Annotated in this window: 18 protein-coding genes; 11 read left to right on the top strand and 7 right to left on the bottom strand. The window is 71.2% G+C overall.

Annotation, left to right across the window (positions count from 1 at the left end):
• The first annotated feature begins 15 nt into the window (after window positions 1–15).
• Window positions 16–987, top strand: coding sequence for an ABC transporter ATP-binding protein (locus tag KJK29_RS24370; protein WP_215121256.1), 972 nt, complete (start codon window positions 16–18; stop codon window positions 985–987).
• Window positions 984–1,835 carry an ABC transporter permease gene (locus tag KJK29_RS24365; protein ID WP_215121255.1) on the top strand — a complete coding sequence of 284 codons (852 nt, stop codon included), beginning with the start codon at window positions 984–986 and terminating at the stop codon, window positions 1,833–1,835. The genes KJK29_RS24370 and KJK29_RS24365 overlap by 4 nt, the downstream gene beginning before the upstream one ends.
• 109 nt (window positions 1,836–1,944) lie before the next feature.
• On the opposite strand, the gene KJK29_RS24360 is transcribed toward KJK29_RS24365, so the two are convergent.
• Window positions 1,945–2,592 (bottom strand): dihydrofolate reductase family protein, encoded by a 648-nt coding sequence (locus tag KJK29_RS24360; RefSeq protein ID WP_215121254.1) that lies wholly within the window; start codon window positions 2,590–2,592, stop codon window positions 1,945–1,947.
• Window positions 2,593–2,697: 105 nt separating this feature from the next.
• Window positions 2,698–3,063 carry a cupin domain-containing protein gene (locus KJK29_RS24355; protein ID WP_215121253.1) on the bottom strand — a complete coding sequence of 122 codons (366 nt, stop codon included), beginning with the start codon at window positions 3,061–3,063 and terminating at the stop codon, window positions 2,698–2,700.
• 208 nt (window positions 3,064–3,271) lie between these two features.
• Here KJK29_RS24355 and KJK29_RS24350 point away from each other — a divergent pair, with 208 nt between their 5' ends.
• The 5 genes from KJK29_RS24350 to rbsD all read left to right on the top strand — a co-directional run bounded on the left by KJK29_RS24350 (window position 3,272) and on the right by rbsD (window position 9,157).
• The gene (locus tag KJK29_RS24350; protein WP_215121252.1) at window positions 3,272–4,309 is read left to right on the top strand and encodes a LacI family DNA-binding transcriptional regulator; all 1,038 of its coding nucleotides are present in this window, start codon (window positions 3,272–3,274) and stop codon (window positions 4,307–4,309) included.
• Entirely contained in the window at window positions 4,306–5,826 is a 1,521-nt protein-coding gene (locus tag KJK29_RS24345) for a sugar ABC transporter ATP-binding protein (RefSeq protein ID WP_215121251.1), read from the top strand. Before KJK29_RS24350 ends, KJK29_RS24345 begins: the two co-directional genes overlap by 4 nt.
• The gene (locus KJK29_RS24340; protein WP_215121250.1) at window positions 5,816–7,768 is read left to right on the top strand and encodes an ABC transporter permease/substrate-binding protein; all 1,953 of its coding nucleotides are present in this window, start codon (window positions 5,816–5,818) and stop codon (window positions 7,766–7,768) included. Before KJK29_RS24345 ends, KJK29_RS24340 begins: the two co-directional genes overlap by 11 nt.
• Before the next feature lie 100 nt (window positions 7,769–7,868).
• Window positions 7,869–8,771, top strand: coding sequence for a ribokinase (locus KJK29_RS24335; RefSeq protein ID WP_215121249.1), 903 nt, complete (start codon window positions 7,869–7,871; stop codon window positions 8,769–8,771).
• A complete protein-coding gene (rbsD, locus tag KJK29_RS24330; protein ID WP_215121248.1) occupies window positions 8,768–9,157 on the top strand; it encodes a D-ribose pyranase in 390 nt (129 codons plus the stop codon). Before KJK29_RS24335 ends, rbsD begins: the two co-directional genes overlap by 4 nt.
• Before the next feature lie 207 nt (window positions 9,158–9,364).
• Here rbsD and KJK29_RS24325 read toward each other — a convergent pair whose 3' ends face one another.
• The 4 genes from KJK29_RS24325 to KJK29_RS24310 form a co-directional block, all read right to left on the bottom strand.
• The gene (locus KJK29_RS24325; protein WP_215121247.1) at window positions 9,365–9,868 is read right to left on the bottom strand and encodes a GNAT family N-acetyltransferase; all 504 of its coding nucleotides are present in this window, start codon (window positions 9,866–9,868) and stop codon (window positions 9,365–9,367) included.
• A gap of 13 nt (window positions 9,869–9,881) precedes the next feature.
• Window positions 9,882–10,685, bottom strand: coding sequence for a sugar phosphate isomerase/epimerase family protein (locus KJK29_RS24320; RefSeq protein WP_215121246.1), 804 nt, complete (start codon window positions 10,683–10,685; stop codon window positions 9,882–9,884).
• A gap of 44 nt (window positions 10,686–10,729) precedes the next feature.
• A complete protein-coding gene (locus tag KJK29_RS24315) occupies window positions 10,730–11,662 on the bottom strand; it encodes a bifunctional helix-turn-helix transcriptional regulator/GNAT family N-acetyltransferase (RefSeq protein WP_215121245.1) in 933 nt (310 codons plus the stop codon).
• A 90-nt stretch (window positions 11,663–11,752) separates the two neighbouring features.
• On the bottom strand, window positions 11,753–12,355 hold the full coding sequence (locus KJK29_RS24310; protein ID WP_215121244.1) for a dihydrofolate reductase family protein: 603 nt from the start codon (window positions 12,353–12,355) through the stop codon (window positions 11,753–11,755).
• Between the two features lie 158 nt (window positions 12,356–12,513).
• Between KJK29_RS24310 and KJK29_RS24305 the strand changes: the two genes are divergently transcribed.
• Window positions 12,514–13,296, top strand: coding sequence for a class I SAM-dependent methyltransferase (locus KJK29_RS24305; RefSeq protein ID WP_215121243.1), 783 nt, complete (start codon window positions 12,514–12,516; stop codon window positions 13,294–13,296).
• 124 nt (window positions 13,297–13,420) lie between these two features.
• Here the strand turns inward: KJK29_RS24305 and KJK29_RS24300 are convergent, their stop codons facing one another.
• Window positions 13,421–14,470, bottom strand: coding sequence for a LacI family DNA-binding transcriptional regulator (locus KJK29_RS24300; protein ID WP_215121242.1), 1,050 nt, complete (start codon window positions 14,468–14,470; stop codon window positions 13,421–13,423).
• 290 nt (window positions 14,471–14,760) lie between these two features.
• Here KJK29_RS24300 and KJK29_RS24295 point away from each other — a divergent pair, with 290 nt between their 5' ends.
• The 3 genes from KJK29_RS24295 to KJK29_RS24285 are packed head-to-tail and all read left to right on the top strand — an operon-like array spanning window position 14,761 to window position 17,890.
• Entirely contained in the window at window positions 14,761–15,912 is a 1,152-nt protein-coding gene (locus KJK29_RS24295) for a Gfo/Idh/MocA family protein (RefSeq protein ID WP_215121241.1), read from the top strand.
• Window positions 15,909–17,063 carry a dihydrodipicolinate synthase family protein gene (locus tag KJK29_RS24290; protein ID WP_215121240.1) on the top strand — a complete coding sequence of 385 codons (1,155 nt, stop codon included), beginning with the start codon at window positions 15,909–15,911 and terminating at the stop codon, window positions 17,061–17,063. The genes KJK29_RS24295 and KJK29_RS24290 overlap by 4 nt, the downstream gene beginning before the upstream one ends.
• On the top strand, window positions 17,060–17,890 hold the full coding sequence (locus KJK29_RS24285; RefSeq protein ID WP_215121239.1) for a sugar phosphate isomerase/epimerase family protein: 831 nt from the start codon (window positions 17,060–17,062) through the stop codon (window positions 17,888–17,890). The genes KJK29_RS24290 and KJK29_RS24285 overlap by 4 nt, the downstream gene beginning before the upstream one ends.
• Window positions 17,891–18,039 lie beyond the last annotated feature (149 nt).

The raw sequence follows: 18,039 nt of genomic DNA, 5'->3' as shown, positions 1-18,039 counted from the left end.
GACGGGGGAACACCGATGACGACCACTCACGCCTTATCCGGGGCTGGGAACAGCCCACCGCCAGAGAGCGACACCGTCATCGACGTACGGGATCTGCGGATGCGCTACCGCGGCCAGGACGTATTGAAGGGTGTCGGCTTCACGGCCCGGCGAGGCGAAGTCGTCCTGCTGCTCGGCCCGAACGGCGCGGGCAAGACGACCACGATCGAGGTCTTGGAAGGCTTCCGGATACGTTCCGCCGGTGACGTGACCGTCCTCGGCGCCGATCCCGCCGACGGGGACGAGCGGTGGCGTGCGCGCCTGGGCATCGTGTTGCAGTCCTGGCGCGACCACGGCAAGTGGCGGGTGCGGGAACTGCTGGCCCATCTCGGCTCGTACTACGCGCCGTACTCCACCGCCCTCGTGCGGCGGCCGTGGGACGTCGACGAACTCCTCGCCGCAGTGGGGCTGACCGAGCAAGCGGACAAGCGGATCGGAACTCTGTCCGGCGGGCAGCGCAGGCGTTTCGACGTGGCCGTCGGCATCGTGGGCAGACCTGAGGTGCTGTTCCTGGACGAGCCGACGGCGGGTCTGGACCCGGAGGCGAGGAACGAGTTCCACGGCCTGGTACGCGGGCTGGCGGACGAGAACACCACTGTGCTGCTGACCACGCACGACCTTGCCGAGGCGGAGAAGCTCGCCGACCGGATCCTCATTCTGGCCGGTGGCCGGATCGTGGCCGACGGCTCGGCCGAGGAACTGTCGCGGCAGGCATCGGCGGAGGCCACCGTGCGCTGGACGCGGGACGGACAGCCCTTCGAGGAGACGACGGCCGAGCCCACCGGGTTCGTCCGTCGGCTGTTCGAGGAGCACGGCGAGGCGATCGGCGGACTGGAGGTGCGCCGGGCGAGCCTGGAGGACACCTACCTGACGATGGTGCGGGAGCTCGAGACGGGGAGCGTTCCCGAAGAGCGAGCGGTGCACGCTTTCGGGGAGGGATCGCGATGAGTCCGGTGTGGCACGCGGCGGTGGTGGGAGTGCGGCGCGGCTGGACGGAACTCCGGCAGACCTTCACCACCGGCCAGGACGTTTTCGGTTACGTGCTCTGGACGGTTCTGCTCATGGTGCCGCTGTTCCTGGTCAGGGACGATCCGCTGAAGGGCGCCGGCATCTCGGTCGGCGCGTTCATGCTGCCGAGCATGCTGGGGATGACGCTCGCGTTCACCGGGATGATGACCACGGCGCAACTCCTCGCGACCGAGCGCGAGGACGGCACCCTGCTGCGGGCCAAGGCCGTGCCCCACGGCATGGTCGGCCACCTGGTCGGCAAGATCATCATGGTCTCGGGGACAGCTCTCGTCTCCATGGCACTCCCCTTCGCCGTGGGCCTGTTCCTGGTACACGGGGTTGCTCAGCAGGGCGGTGGAGCGTTGCTGACGCTGGTGTGGGTGGTGCCGCTGGGTCTCCTGGCGACCCTGCCGATGGGCGCTGTCATCGGCTCACTCGTCGACAGTCCGCGCACGGTCGGGTTGCTGATGCTTCCGGTGATGGGACTCGTCGTGATCTCCGGCATCTACTTCCCTCTGTCGAAGCTGCCCGAGTGGCTGCAGACCGTCGGGCAGATCTTCCCCGTGTACTGGCTCGGCCTCGGTCTCCGCTCGGCGCTGCTGCCGACCGACGCGGTCGCCGCCGAGATCGGCGAGTCCTGGCGGCCCCTGGAGACAGCGGGCGTGCTGGCCGCCTGGGCAATCGCCGGGCTGCTCCTCGCGCCCTCCGTCCTGCGCAGGATGGCCCGCCGCGAGTCCGGAGCCGCTATGGCGGAACGGCACCGGAAAGCGATGCAGCGGGTCGGTTAGTGACGCACCGGGGACGTGGAAAGTGGAGCGATCGGGCCGCCCGCGACCCCGAAAGCCCAGGTACACGGACCCCCCGTTGTCCCGAACGCTCCACTCGCCTCACCGTCCCTCACCGTCGCCAGAACAGGTGGTGCGTCACCCCGCTCGGGCTCGGTACGACATCGCAGTGGAAGCGGTCCAGTAGCTCGTCGGGCGACTCCCAGAGCCGTGAGCCGGACCCGAGTTTCACCCCCGGCGAGACCGCCACGTGCAGCGTGTCGACCAAGTCCGCGTCCAAGAACTCCCGGATGGTGGCGGCCCCTCCCCCGAGGCGGACGTCCTTGCCCTGGGCCGCTTCCCGGGCCTGGGCGAGGACGTCGGTCGGGTCGCCGGTGACGAAGTGGAACGTGGTGTCGGAGAGGGTGAAGGAGGGACGCTGGTGGTGGGTCATCACGAAGACCGGGGTGTGGAAGGGCGGTTCGTCGCCCCACCAGCCCTGCCACTCGTGGTCCTGCCAGGGGCCGCGCTGGGGGCCGAACTTGTTGCGGCCCATGATCTCGGCGCCGATATTGTGGGCGAAGTCGCGTGTGAGGTAGTCGTCGAGGCCGCGGCTGCCGCCAGGGTCGGTACGGTTCGGCCAGCTCGCCGTCGCCCCGGCCCACGCGAACATCGTGCCGGGGTCGGCGTGGCCGAACGGCCGCTCAAGGCTCTGGTTCTCACCGGCGCCGAATCCGTCGCTGGAGACGTTGAAGTTCTGCACGCGCAGTAGCTGAGGCACGGGGCTCCTCCTGTGATCGACGAGACGTCGAGGGGACCGGACGATGAGGGGTGGACCCCTCCGGCCGGCGAAACTCATCGGCCCCTGGGGAACCCCCTGCCCGTCTCACCCGGACTGCGCCACCACGTGATCGATCACCTGCTTGAATTCGTCGGTCGGGGAGAACTCCACCAGTTCGCTGTCCGCCAGCGCGAGCGGTACATGGCCCGGAGGCCAGTAGTACGCCTGCCCCGCCTCGTACTCCTCCTCGCCGGACGCCGTGCGCATCCGGATCCGGCCCTTCAGCACATAGCCCCAGTGGGGGCACTGGCACGCGTCGTCGGGCAGGCCCTTGAGGGCCGGGCCCATGTCCGTGCCCTGCGGCAGGCTGATGTAGCTGACCGACATATCGCCCCCGATGGGCATGTTGCGCACCTCTACACCGTCGCCGCCGAGGGCGACGGGTACGTCGTTCCGGGTCGCCGCCGTCATGGCTCCTCCGCTCGCCCTGGAAACGGACCTCCTCCTTCCACCCTGGACCGGCAGGGAGCCTCCCGCGACATCACGATCCGGTTGCGACGTGCCCCGGGGGTCTTGATTTACCGGCGTGTAATCGATTCCATCCACCCGTCGATGTAATCGATTCCACGAGCCCTCCAGCAGGGCTCCCACGACTGATCCACAAGGAGGTGGAGCGGCGGTGGCCAGTATCAAGGACGTCGCTGCCGAGGCCGGCGTGTCCGTCGCCACGGTCTCGCGCGTCCTGAACGACCACCCGTCGGTCAGCGCCGAGGCACGCGCACGCGTGCTGGCCGCCGTCGGGGCCCTGGGCTACCGCCCGAACGCCGTCGCCCGCTCCCTGCGCACCGAGAAGACCCAGACCCTCGGCCTGGTCATCAGCGACGTACTGAACCCTTACTTCACCGCACTGGCCCGCTCCGTCGAGGAGGAGGCCCGCGCGCTGGGCTACAGCGTCATCATCGGCAACGCCGACGAGCGGCCCGACCTCCAGGACCACCACGTACGGAACCTGCTGGACCGGCGCATCGACGGGCTGCTCGTCTCCCCCACGGACGGCGGCTCGCCGCTGATGCTGGACGCCGCGCGGGCCGGGACGCCCATGGTGTTCGTGGACCGGTGGATCCCGGGCGTGGACGTGCCGGTGGTGCGGGCGGACGGCCGGAGTGCCGTACGGGATCTCGTGGCGCATCTGCACGGGCTCGGCCACCGGCGGCTCGCGATCATCGCGGGCCCGGCGGCGACCACGACCGGCCGGGAGCGCGTGGAGGCCTTCCGGGAGGCGCTCGGCGCGTACGGCCTCGAACTGCCCGACGCCTACATAGGGCAGGGCGACTTCCAGGCCGAGAGCGGGCGCCGGGTCACCGAAGGGTTCCTCGACCTGGCCGAGCCGCCCGAGGTCGTGTTCGCGGCCGACAACCTGATGGCGCTCGGCGCGCTGGACGCCGTACGCGCGCGTGGCGTGCGGGTGCCGGAGGACATCGCGCTGGCCGCGTTCGACGACATCCCGTGGTTCGTGCACACCGATCCGCCCATCACCGCCATCGCCCAGCCGACGGGTGAGCTGGGGCGTGCCGCAGTGCGCGCGCTGGTCGCCCGGATCGAGGGCCGGCCCGGGGAGTCCGTCACCCTCCCCGCCCGGCTCGTCGTACGCCGCTCGTGCGGCGAGCAACCGGACTCTTTGGAGCCGTCCCCCGTAACGAACAGGAGCCAGACGTGAGCAACGCGGACGAGTTGCTGCGCATCGAGGGCATACGGAAGACCTTCCCGGGTGTGGTCGCGCTGGACAGCGTGGACTTCGACCTGCGCCGGGGCGAGGTGCATGTGCTGCTCGGTGAGAACGGCGCGGGCAAGAGCACCCTCATCAAGATGCTCTCCGGCGCCTACACCCCCGACGCCGGACGGATCCTGGTCGGCGGCGAGGAGACGCGCATCCAGGGTGCGCAGGACTCCGAGCGGCTCGGGATCGCCACCATCTACCAGGAGTTCAACCTCGTCCCCGACCTGACGGTCGCCGAGAACATCTTCCTGGGGCGCCAGCCGCGCCGGTTCGGGATGATCGACCGGGGGCGGATGGAGGCCGACGCCGAGGTGCTGCTGAAGCGCGTCGGGGTCAGCGTCTCTCCGCGCGCACGGGTGCGTGAACTCGGTATCGCGCGCCTGCAGATGGTGGAGATCGCCAAGGCGCTGAGCCTCGACGCGCGTGTGCTGATCATGGACGAGCCGACCGCCGTGCTCACCTCCGAGGAGGTCGAGAAGCTCTTCGCGATCGTGCGCAAGCTCCGCGAGGACGGCGTCGGGATCGTCTTCATCACGCACCATCTGGAGGAGATCGCCGCCCTGGGCGACCGGGTCACGGTCATCCGGGACGGGAAGAGCGTCGGCCAGGTGCCCGCCTCCACCCCCGAGGACGAGCTCGTGCGGCTCATGGTGGGTCGGTCGATCGAGCAGCAGTACCCGCGCGAGCGGCCCGAGAAGGGCGACGCGCTGCTCACCGTCGAGGGGCTGACCCGGGACGGGGTCTTCCACGACGTCGGCTTCGAGGTGCGGGCCGGTGAGGTCGTCGGTATCGCCGGGCTGGTCGGCGCCGGTCGTACCGAGGTCGTGCGGGCGGTCTTCGGGGCCGATCCGTACGACAAGGGGACCGTGAAGGTCTCCGGGGCCGCGCTGAAGGGGCACGACGTCAACGCCGCCATGACCGCCGGCATCGGCCTCATCCCCGAGGACCGCAAGGGCCAGGGCCTGGTGCTGGACGCGTCGGTCGAGGAGAACCTCGGCCTGGTGACGCTGCGGTCGGCCACGCGTGCGGGGCTCGTCGACCTCAAGGGGCAGCGGGAGGCCGCGGCCCGGATCGCCGAGCAGCTCGGGGTGCGGATGGCGGGCCTCGGCCAGCACGTGCGCACGCTGTCCGGCGGCAATCAGCAGAAGGTCGTCATCGGCAAGTGGCTGCTCGCCGACACCAAGGTGCTGATCCTCGACGAGCCGACGCGCGGTATCGACGTCGGCGCCAAGGTCGAGATCTACCAGCTCGTCAACGAACTGACGGCGGCCGGTGCCGCCGTACTCATGATCTCCAGCGATCTGCCCGAGGTGCTCGGCATGAGCGACCGGGTGCTGGTGATGGCCCAGGGCCGGATCGCGGGTGAGCTCTCCGCCGACGAGGCCACCCAGGACGCCGTGATGGCGCTCGCAGTAAGCAACCCCAGCACAGACAAGGAGGCCTCCCGTGGCCACTGACACGCTCAAGAGCACGACGGGCGCGGGAGCCGCCTCGGGGGGCCTGCGCCGCCTGCTGCTCGACAACGGCGCGCTCACCGCGCTCATCGTCCTCGTCATCGCGATGTCGGCGCTGTCCGGCGACTTCCTGACGGCCGACAACCTCCTCAACGTCGGCGTCCAGGCGGCCGTGACCGCCATCCTCGCCTTCGGTGTGACCTTCGTGATCGTCTCGGCGGGCATCGACCTGTCGGTGGGCTCGGTCGCCGCGCTGTCGGCCACGGTGCTCGCGTGGACCGCCACCTCGGCGGGCGTCCCCGTCTTCGTCGCCGTCCTGCTGGTCATAGCCACCGGTATCGCGTGCGGCCTGGTCAACGGCATCCTGATCTCCTACGGCAAGCTGCCGCCGTTCATCGCGACGCTGGCCATGCTGTCGGTCGCCCGCGGCCTCTCCCTGGTCATCTCCGAGGGCTCCCCGATCGCCCTGCCCGACTCGGTCTCCCACCTCGGCGACACGCTCGGCGGCTGGCTGCCCGTGCCCGTCCTGGTCATGATCGTGATGGGTCTGATCGCGGCGTTCGTGCTCGGCCGTACCTACATCGGCCGCTCGATGTACGCGATCGGCGGCAACGAGGAGGCCGCGCGGCTGTCCGGCCTGCGCGTGAAGAAGCAGAAACTCGCCATCTACGCGCTGTCCGGCGTCTTCGCCGCCGTCGCCGGTGTCGTCCTCGCCGCCCGGCTGTCCTCCGCGCAGCCGCAGGCCGCCGACGGCTACGAACTGGACGCCATCGCGGCGGTCGTCATCGGCGGTGCCTCCCTCGCGGGCGGTACGGGCAAGGCGTCCGGGACGCTGATCGGCGCGCTGATCCTGGCCGTGCTGCGCAACGGGCTGAACCTGCTGAACGTCTCGGCGTTCTGGCAGCAGGTCGTCATCGGCGTCGTCATCGCGCTGGCCGTGCTCCTCGACACCGCCCGCCGCAAGGCGGGGGCGACCGCGGGGGCGGCCGGTTCCTCGCAAGGAGGCAAGGGCAAGCAGGCGGCGACGTACGGGCTCGCGGCCGTCGTCACCGTCGCGATCGTCGGCGCCACGTCCTTCCTGCACAACGGCTCCTCCGCCACCAGCGCCCCGAAGATGGGCCTGTCGCTGTCCACCCTCAACAACCCCTTCTTCGTGCAGATCCGGGCGGGCGCCGAGGCCGAGGCGAAGAAGCTGGGCATCGACCTGACCGTCACGGACGCGCAGAACGACGCCTCCCAGCAGGCCAACCAGCTGCAGAACTTCACCAGCTCCGGGCTCGGCGCGATCATCGTCAACCCGGTGGACTCGGACGCCGCCAGCAACTCGGTGAAGGCCGCCGACAAGGCGGATATCCCGGTCATCGCCGTGGACCGTGTCGTCAACAACGCCACGCTGGACACGCTGGTCGCCTCCGATAACGTCGCCGGTGGTGAACTCGCCGCGAAGTCGATCGGCGAGAAGCTCGGCGGCAAGGGCAAGATCGTGATCCTCCAGGGCCAGGCGGGCACCTCCGCCGCCCGCGAGCGGGCCGCGGGCTTCGAGAAGGGGCTGAAGGCCTTCCCGGGCATCCAGGTCGTCGCCCAGCAGCCCGCCGACTTCGACCGCACCAAGGGCCTCGACGTCATGTCGAACCTGCTCCAGGCCCACCCGGACGTCCAGGGCGTCATCGCCGCGAACGACGAGATGGCCCTCGGCGCGATCAAGGCCCTGGGCTCCAAGGCCGGCAAGTCGGTCTCGGTGGTCGGCTTCGACGGCACGCCCGACGGACTGAAGGCGGTCGAGGGCGGCAGCCTGTACGCGTCGGTGGCGCAGCAGCCCTCGCAGCTCGGGAAGATCGCCGTGGACAACGCGCTGAAGGCACTGAAGGGCAAGAAGGTCGAGGAGACGGTGAAGGTGCCGGTGAAGGTGGTCACGAAGGAGAACGTGGCCGGCTTCAGCGGCTGACATCGCCGATGTCTCCGACATCACCGGCATAGGGGAACGGCCGGGCGGCACCCAGCACATGGGCCCGCCCGGCCCTGTCACTCACGTGGGGAGACCACTCATGTACGACTACGACCTCCTGGTCGTGGGGTCGGCCAACGCCGACCTGGTGATCGGTGTCGAGCGCCGGCCCGGTGCCGGCGAGACCGTGCTCGGCTCCGACCTGGCCGTCCACCCGGGCGGCAAGGGCGCGAACCAGGCGGTCGCCGCCGCCCGGCTCGGAGCCCGTACGGCGCTGCTGGCCCGGGTAGGCGACGACGCGCACGGCCGTCTGCTGCTGGAGTCGCAGCGGGACGCCGGTGTGGACACGGTGGGTGTCCTGGTGGGCGGCGCGCCGACCGGGGTCGCCCTGATCACGGTCGACCCGTCCGGGGACAACAGCATCGTCGTCTCGCCGGGCGCGAACGGCCGGCTGGCCCCGGAGGACGTGAGCGCCGCCGCGTGCCTCTTCCAGAGCTCCCGGGTGGTGTCGGCGCAGCTGGAGATCCCGCTGGAGACGGTGGTGGCGGTCGTACGGAACCTTGCTCCGGACAGCCGTTTCGTCCTGAACCCGTCGCCGCCGCGCCCCCTTCCGTCGGAGGTGCTGGCGGCCTGCGACCCGCTGATCGTCAACGAGCACGAGGCGAAGGTGATCCTGGGTTCGTCCGCCGTGGGGGACAGCCCGGAGGACTGGGCCCGGATCCTGCTGGCGAAGGGGCCGCGGTCGGTGGTGGTGACGCTGGGCGGGGAAGGCGCGCTGGTGGCCTCCTCGGAGGGGGTCTCCCGGGTCGCGTCCGTGAAGGTGGACGCCGTGGACACGACCGGCGCGGGAGACGCGTTCACCGCGGCGCTGGCCACCCGGCTGGGGGCGGGCGAGTCCCTGGCGGAGGCGGCGGCGTACGCGGCGAGGGTCGGGGCGGCGACCGTGACGAAGGAGGGCGCGCAGGCGTCCTTCCCTACGGCGGCGGAGGTCGCTGCGCTGTGAAGAAGGCCGGAATACTGAACCGTCACCTCGCCGGTGCGCTGGCCGAGCTGGGCCATGGGGACGGGGTGCTGGTGTGCGACGCGGGCATGCCGATCCCGGACGGTCCCCGGGTGGTGGACCTGGCCTTCCGGGCCGGGGTGCCGGGGTTCGCAGAGGTGGTGGAGGGGCTGCTGGCCGAGCTGGTGATCGAGGGCGCGACGGCGGCGACGGAGGTACGGGACGCCAACCCGGAGGCCTCGGAGCTGCTGGAGACCCACTTCCCGTCGCTGGACCTCGTCTCGCACGAGCGGCTCAAGGAGCTGTCGGCGGGTGCGCGGCTGGTCGTCCGCACGGGCGAGGCGCGGCCGTACGCGAATGTGCTGCTGAGGTGCGGCGTCTTCTTCTGAGGCCTTGAACGGCTCGCTCGGTGGCCCTGAAAAGTTTCGAGGGGGCCCGGTCCGTCGACCGGGCCCCCTCGGCTTTTCCCCTCCCGTCAGGATCCCCCGCGATCCCCCCAGATCTCCCCCCAGAAGTCCTGACACCATGTACGACCGCCGTCGGGGGCAAAGGGTTGCACGGTCGGGTAAGAAATTCTTGCCGGATTCTTGCGAAGATCACCGCACCGGTCGGGTCAGCACCCGGGTGAGACTCCCGTCGTCCTCCTCGACGTCCCTGACGTGGGCGAATCCGATCCTGCCGAGGAGGTGCAGCGAGGCCGTGTTCCGCGCGTCCACGGTGGCGTGGACCTCCCTGAGCCCGAGCGTCCGGAACCCGTATGCCACGAGCGCCTCGGCCAGTTCCGTCCCGAGGCCGCCGCCCCAGGCCTCGGGAGCCAGCGCGTAGACGATCTCGTGGCCGTCCACCTCGTCGGTCCGCTTGATCTCCGCGTGCCCGACGAGAATCCCGTCGCGCCGGACCGCCCACACGTCGAACAGGTCCTGGGAGTAGACCTTGGTGAAGATCCGCCCGAACAGGGCCCGGTCCTCCGGTTCGGACGCCGGTCCGTCGCCCATCCAGCGGGACACCCGGGTGTCCTGGAACAGGGCGACGAAGCGCTCTTCGTCCTCCGGGGTGTAGGGGTCCAGGAGGAGGCGGGGGGTGTGCAGTGTCGGCGTCATGGGAGGTGCCCCGTCACGCCGAGTCGTTCAGCAGCCTGCCCAGGTGTTCGCGGCCCGCTTGGAGCAGGTCGGGCAGGGGGGCCGCCGACTCGTACCAGCGCTTCTCGTACTCCCAGCACAGCCAGCCGTCCCAGTTGTGGCGGGAGAGGACTTCGACGCACTCGGCGAGGGGGAGGACGCCCGCGCCGAGGGGCAGGGGGGTGGTGTCCTCGGCGGAGGCGATGTCCTTGACCTGGACGTAGCCGAGGTGGGGGGAGAGCGCCGCGTAGGTCTCGGAGGGCTGTTCGCCGCCGAGCCAGGTGTGCATGACGTCCCAGAGCGCGCCGACCTGGAGGTGGCCGACGAGGCCGAGGACGCGCATCGCGTCGGCGGCGGTGCGGTGGGAGTCGTGGGTTTCGAGAAGGATGCGTACGCCCAGGTCGTTGGCGTACTCGGCGGCCGTGCCGAGCCGCCGGGCGGCCGTCGCGTCGGCCTCCTCGGGGGTCTGGACGTCCAGGTCGCCGCCGGGGAAGACACGGATGTACGGGGCGCCGAGGTCACGGGCCAGGTCGAGGAGGGCACGGATCTCGGCCAGGACGGGTTCGTCGTCGCCCGGCGCGGCGACGCGCGCGTATCCCGCGAGGCCGAGGATCTCTACGCCCGACCCCTTGAACTCGGCCGCGACCTCGGCCCGTTCGGCGGGGCCGAGGCCGGGGTGGACCGGTTCCTCCGCGTGGGTGCGCAGCTCCACGCCGTGGTAGCCGTGCGCGGTCGCGAGCCGCAGGACGTCGGGCAAGGGCATGCCGGGGACACCGAGGGTGGAGAACGCCAGCTTCATGTGGACGGACCCTACCCGGCACCCACGCCCGCGACTCCCCTTCATCAGTCAGGTGTTGCGTGAAGATCCAACCGCCAGTCCTGGCCGGTCAGGTCCCGGCCGAAGGAGCGGTGCGGTTTCTCCGCGACCAGGGCGAAGCCGTGGCGCTGGTAGATGCGGCGGGCCGCGCCGAGGATGTCGTTGGTCCACAGGACGACCTCGCGGTAGCCGACCTCGCGGGCGAAGTCGACGAGGGCTCCCACCAGCCGGTCGCCGATGCCCAGGCCGCGCGCGTCCGGCTCGACGAGCAGCAGCCGGAGCCGGGCGGTCCCAGGGGCGTCGTCCCGTACGCACATCACGCACCCCACGGGCCGCCCGTCCAGCTCGGCGATCCAGGTGCGCTCCAGATGCGGGTCGTGGTCCTCGCCGTAGTCCGCGACGATCCGGGCGACCAGGCCCTCGTAGTCGGCGTTGAAGCCGTACTCGGCGGCGTACAGCGCGGCGTTGCGCTGCACGATCCAGCCGAGGTCGCCGGGGGCGGGCTCGCGCAGGACGACGTCCTCGGGGCGGGGTGCCCGGCCGTCGCCGAGAAGCTCCCGGACCGTCCGCAGAGCGTCCCCCAACCGGGGCCGGTCCTCGGCGCGCACGGTGTCCAGCAGCGACCCGACCGTTTCTCTCGCCCGCTCGTCGAGCAGCGCGGCGGCCTCGCGGCCTGGTGCGGTGAGGGTGATGCGGCGGCGGCGCGGATCCTTCTCGGACGGGCCGCGCTCGATCAGCCCGTCCTCCTCGAACTTGTTCAGGATGCGGCTCAGGTATCCGGCGTCCAGGTGCAGCTGGCCCCGTAGGTCGGCGGCGTCGGTGCGCGGCGCGTGGGCCAGCTCGTAGAGCACGCGGGACTCGGTGAGGGTGTAGGGGGCGTAGAGGTGCCGACCGTAGTCGAGCGCGCCGATGACGTTCGTGTAGAAGCGGTTGAAGGAGCGGATGTCCTGGACGGTCATGGGCCACGCCCCGGTGTCGATCGTCGGTCGATAGTTGACTCAGTCAGAGATCTGCTGGAGCCGAGCCTAGACCGTCCAGGACATCGGAGGCTAGCCCTCCGTCGGGGCCGCAGGCCGGTACACGCACACCTGGGCGCCGGTCTTGGCGGTGGTCGTGGAGACCAGTTCCATCGGGCGCTTCGCGCCGTCCCCGGGGAAGATCGTCTTGCCGCCGCCGAGGAGCACCGGCATGACGATGAGCTGGAGCTCGTCGACGAGGCCCTCGGACAGCAGCGTCCGTACGAGGGTCGGGCTGCCCATCATCGCGAGGTCGCCGCCCTCGGTCTCGCGCAGCTCGCGGATCCGGGCCACGGCCTGGTCGCCGGGGATGAGGGAGCTGTTGTTCCAGGTGAGATCGGCTTCGGCGAGCGTGCTGGAGACGACGTACTTCTTCAGGGAGTTCATCCGGTCGGCGAAGGGGTCCCCGGCCCGCTCGGGCCAGGCCCCCGCCATCGTCTGCCATGTCCGCCGCCCGAACAGCAGCGCCTCGGCACCGCCGAGACCGGCGTCGAAGGCGCCGCCCAGCACCTCCTCGTCGAAGTACGGGTGCGACCAGCCGCCGTGCGCGAAACCCCCGTCGGTGTCCTCCTGCGGCCCGCCGGGCGCCTGTACGACGCCGTCCAGGCTGATGAACTCGGTGATCACGATGCGCATGGGACTCACTCCGCTTTCTCGCTCGGGCGATGACGGCACTGCAGACCGGCCTACGACGCGAAACTCATCGCCGCCGGGGCAGTCGTGTGCGGCCGTGTGCGTCACGCTCGCGGCGAACGCGTCTCCTGGGCGGGTGCGGGGGCGTTAGCGTCCGGGCCATGGTGACCTCGAGGACGACGGCGGTGTACGACGAACACGCCGATTGGTACAACGCGTTGATGTCTCCGGCGGGCAGCGACTACATCCGCCGCGTCCACGCCACCCTCGCCGACCTGCTGGGCCGCGGCGACGGCAGCACCTGCCTCGACGTGTGCTGCGGCACCGGCGCCCACGCGCCGACCGTGGCCGACCTGGGCTGGAGCCCCGTCGGTGTCGACCTCTCCCGCAACCAGCTCCGCCATGCCGCCGAGCGCCTGCCCGTGGCCGTCGCCGACGCGACCGCACTGCCCCTGGCCGACGGCTCGGTGCCCGCCGCGGTGTGCGTCCTCGCCAGCACGGATGTGCCCGACTACGCCGCCGTGCTCCGCGAGATCGGCCGCGTGCTGGCCCCCGGCGGCCGTTTCGTCCACCTCGGAGTGCACCCCTGCTTCGTCGGCGCCTTCGCCGACCGCCAGGACGTGTCCAGGACGGTGATCGACACCGGGTACGCCGACCGGTCCCACACCTTCGCCTCCTGGAACACCACCGGCGTCCGCGCCCGCCTCGGCGCCTGGCACGTCCCACTCGCCGAACTGCTCAACGGGGCGGTGACAGCGGGCCTGCGCATCGAACGGACGGTGGAGGCGGGGCCGCGGGACGGGGTGCCGGATCTGTTCGGATTCACGGCGACTGTCAGCCCGTCCGGCGTGCACGCGAACAACGCCGACCAGCCACACTCCAGCCCGTCCGGCGTGCACGCGAACAACGCCGATCAGCGACACTCCAGCCCGTCCGGCGCTTGAGGACGAGGCCATTCAGGCCGAAGCGGGGGCCTGGGGGCGGCAGCCCCCAGCAGGGCCGGGCGGCGACGCCCAGCACCGGGAAACTCGCGGCACCCCCAGCAGACCCGGGCAGCAACCCCCAGGACTAAGAAACCCGCGGCACCCCGGAGGACCCCCGCACCATCAACTCCCCCCGCACCGAGGCGATCCCCCCGGGCGGCGCCTCCTCGCGGCCCATCGCGATCCGCCCGGCCCGTGCCCCGGCCTCCGCCAGCGGCAACCGGACCGTCGTGAGCGAAGGCACCGCGTCGATGCTGAAGGGCAGGTCGTCGAAGCCGGCCACCGACACGTCCTCGGGGATCCGCCGCCCGGAGTCGCGCAGCGCCGCGCACGCCCCCAGCGCGACGGAGTCGTTCGCTGCGACGACCGCCGTCAGGGACGGGTCACGCCGGAGCAGCTCCAGCGTCGCCTCGTAGCCGGACCTGCGGTCGTAGCGGCCGTGCACGGTCCACCGGGAGTCCTCCTCGATGCCGTGCGCGGCGAGCGCGGCCCGGTGGCCCTCCAGTCGGTGGCGGGTCGTGGTCCGCTCCTCGGGGCCCGCGATGTAGCCGAGCCGCCGGTGGCCGAGGCCGATCAGGTGCTCGGTGAGTTCCTGGCCGCCCCCGCGGTTGTCGAAGGTCAGCGCGATCGCCCCGGTCTCCGGCGCCGGCGGCCGCCCGCACAGCACCACCCGCGTCCCGGCGTCGGCGAGCTTGCGCAGCTTCGCGTCCATGGCCGCCTTGTGCTCCGCGTCCTCGATCGCCCCGCCGGTCAGCACCACGGCCGCCGCACGCTGGCGCTGCAGCAGCGTGAGATACGTCAGCTCCCGCTCCGGGGAGCCGCCCGTGTTGCAGACCACCGCGAGTCTTTCCCCGCCCGCACGGCCGCCCGGGCCGCCGATCTCGGCCTGGATCGCGCTCGCCATGATCCCGAAGAAGGGGTCGGCGATGTCGTTCACCAGGATCCCGACCAGGTCGGAGGTGGCGGCGGCCAGGGCGCTCGCGGGTCCGTTGAGCACATAGTCCAGCTCGTCCACGGCCTTCAGCACCCGCTCACGGGTGGAGGCGGCAACGGGGTAGTTCCCGTTCAGCACGCGCGACACCGTCGCGGGCGAGACCTGCGCGCGGGCCGCCACGTCCGCCAGGGTCACCGTCATCTCGTCGTCCTCCGGTCGTGCATCTCGTCGTCGCCCTTGTACACACCCGGACCCGTCACAACGGTTCCGAGCAGGCCGACGGCCCCGGCCTCACCGAATCCATGGCCAAGGTTCCGACCAGACCTTAAGCCCCCGACCCCCGGTTGTTCGCCCCCTCGAACAACTCGTCCTGGTCACGGTCTTGTCCAGACCACGGTTCAGAGGCTAGCTTCTCCGTATGTAGAAAGCGCTTGCTGCAACGCTCACCAGTGGGCGTACGCGGCGCGACGACCGCGTACGAAGGGAAAGACGTGACACGCAAGACGGTGCGTATCGCCATGAACGGCGTGACCGGGCGCATGGGCTACCGCCAGCACCTGGTCCGTTCCATCCTCGCCCTGCGCGAGCAGGGCGGCCTCGACCTCGGCGACGGCACCGTGCTGTGGCCCGAGCCGATCCTGGTCGGCCGCCGCGAGCACGCGCTTCGGGCGCTGGCCGAGCGGCACGGGCTGGAGCACGTCTCGACCGACCTGGACGCGGTCCTCGCCGACGAGACCGTGGACATCTACTTCGACTCCCAGGTGACCTCGGCCCGCGAGGAGGCCCTGAAGAAGGCCATCGCGGCCGGCAAGCACATCTACACCGAGAAGCCGACCGCCACCGGCCTCGCCGGGGCCCTGGACCTGGCCCGGCTGGCGGACGAGGCCGGCATCAAGCACGGCGTCGTCCAGGACAAGCTCTTCCTCCCCGGCCTGCTGAAGCTGAAGCGCCTCATCGACGGCGGCTTCTTCGGGCGGATCCTGTCCGTGCGCGGCGAGTTCGGCTACTGGGTCTTCGAGGGCGACTGGCAGGACGCCCAGCGCCCGTCCTGGAACTACCGTGCCGAGGACGGCGGCGGCATCGTCGTCGACATGTTCCCGCACTGGGAGTACGTGCTGCACGAGCTGTTCGGCCGCGTGAAGTCCGTCCAGGCCCTCACCGCCACCCACATCCCGCAGCGCTGGGACGAGAACGGCAAGCCGTACGACGCCACCGCCGACGACGCCGCCTACGGTGTCTTCGAGCTGGAGGGCGGCGCCATCGCCCAGATCAACTCCTCCTGGGCCGTGCGCGTCAACCGCGACGAGCTGGTGGAGTTCCAGGTCGACGGCACCGAGGGCTCGGCGGTCGCGGGCCTGCGCAACTGCCGCGTGCAGCACCGCTCGGCCACCCCCAAGCCGGTCTGGAACCCGGACATCCCCGCCACGGAGGTCTTCCGCGACCAGTGGCAGGAGGTCCCGGACAACGCCGAGTTCGACAACGGCTTCAAGGCCCAGTGGGAGCTGTTCCTGCGGCACGTCTACGCCGACGCGCCCTACCACTGGGACCTGCTGGCCGGTGCCCGCGGTGTGCAGCTCGCCGAGCTGGGTCTCGCGTCCTCGGCCGAGGGCCGTCGTATCGACGTACCGGAGATCTCGCTGTGACCATCCAGCTCCCGGACGCGAGCGGGGCCCTGAGGGCATACGAGCCCCGCCAGGAACCCCTCGCCCTCACCACCGGCTCCCCGCTCACCTCCCGCACGGTCTTCTCGGCAGCGCACGTCGTCGCCGACCCGTTCGCGGACGTCTCCCCCGACTCGCCCGCCGCCGTCGACTGGGACGCCACCCTCGCCTTCCGCCGCCATCTGTGGTCGCACGGGCTGGGGGTCGCCGAGGCCATGGACACCGCGCAGCGCGGCATGGGCCTGGACTGGGCGGGAGCGGCGGAACTGATCCGCCGGTCGGCCGCCGAGGCCAAGGCTGTGGGCGGCCTCATCGCCTGCGGCGTGGGCACCGACCAGCTCACCGGCCCGGCGTCCCTCGCCGAGGTCCGCGCGGCCTACGAGGAGCAGCTCGCGCTGGTGGAGGCCTCCGGCGCCCAGGCCATTCTGATGGCGTCCCGGGCGCTCGCTGCGGCCGCCTCGGGCCCCGAGGACTACCTGGAGGTCTACGGCCATCTGCTCCGCCAGTCCGCCGAACCGGTCGTACTGCACTGGCTCGGCCCGATGTTCGACCCGGCGCTGGAGGGCTACTGGGGCTCGTCCGACCTGGACGCGGCCACGGACACCTTCCTGGAGGTCATCGCCGCGCACCCCGACAAGGTCGACGGCATCAAGGTCTCCCTGCTGGACGCCCAGCGCGAGGTGGACCTGCGCCGCCGGCTGCCCGACGGGGTGCGCTGCTACACCGGCGACGACTTCAACTACCCCGAGCTGATCGCGGGCGACGAACAGGGCTTCAGCCACGCCCTGCTCGGCATCTTCGACCCGCTGGGGCCGCTGGCGGCGGAGGCGGTCCGGGTGCTCGACACGGGGGACGTCGCGGGATTCCGCGCGCTCCTCGACCCCACGGTCGCCCTGTCCCGCCACCTCTTCCAGACCCCGACCCGCTTCTACAAGACGGGCGTGGTGTTCCTGGCCTGGCTCGCGGGCCACCAGTCGCACTTCACGATGGTCGGCGGCCTGCAGTCGGCCCGCTCGCTCCCGCACTTCGCGAAGGCGTACGAACTCGCCGACGGCCTCGGTCTGTTCCCCGACCCGAAGCTGGCGCAGGAGCGGATGAAGAACCTGCTGTCCCTGTACGGGGTGAACCAGTGACGGACCTCGCGCGTTTCTCCATCAACCAGATGACGGTCAAGCAGCTGTCGATGCCGGAACTGGTCGACTCCTGCCGCGAGTCGGGCATCTCCCACGTCGGCCTGTGGCGCGAGCCGGTCCAGTCGTACGGTCTGGAGGCCACGGCCAAGCTGGTCCGGGACGCGGGCCTGACGGTGACGACATTGTGCCGGGGTGGCTTCTTCACCGCGATCGACCCCCGGGAGCGGGCCGAGGCCCTGGCCGACAACCGCCGCGCGATCGACGAGGCGGCGACGCTCGGCACGGACACCCTGGTCCTGGTCTCGGGCGGCCTCCCGGCCGGCTCGAAGGACCTGCACGGGGCGCGGGAACGGATCGCGGACGCGCTGGCCGAACTGGGGCCGTACGCCGAGGAACACGGCGTCCGCCTCGCCATCGAGCCGCTCCACCCGATGTACGCCTCCGACCGCTGCGTGGTGTCGACCCTGGCCCAGGCCCTGGACCTGGCCGAACGGTTCCCCGCCCAGCAGGTCGGGGTCACCGTCGACACGTACCACATCTGGTGGGACGACACCGCCCCCGCCCAGATCGCCCGCGCGGGCGCCTCCGGCCGCATCCACACCTTCCAGCTCGCCGACTGGACGACCCCCCTCCCGGAGGGCGTGCTGACCGGCCGCGGCCAGATCGGCGACGGCGCGATCGACATGCGCGAGTGGCAGCGCCACGTGGAGGATGCCGGGTACACCGGCCCCATCGAAGTGGAGCTGTTCAACGACGCCTTGTGGGCACGCGACGGCCACGAGGTCCTGACCGAGACGGCGGCGAGGTTCGTCGAACACACCTTGTGACCCAGCCCTGAACCGCGCTCACACCGCCCCGCCCGGATGTTCCGGGTGGGGCGGTGGCGTTCCGGATTTCCTTCACGGCGGCTCCGGATGCAGGTGCTCCCTGAGCATGAAAGGCTGTTCACAGGGACTCGGCCGGTCGAACCCGCTCT

It is taken from the genome of Streptomyces koelreuteriae (assembly GCF_018604545.1).
In the GTDB taxonomy this organism is placed as follows: domain Bacteria; phylum Actinomycetota; class Actinomycetes; order Streptomycetales; family Streptomycetaceae; genus Streptomyces; species Streptomyces koelreuteriae.
Note: the sequence above shows the minus strand (reverse complement) of the source record. Positions and strands in the feature narration are given on the sequence as shown.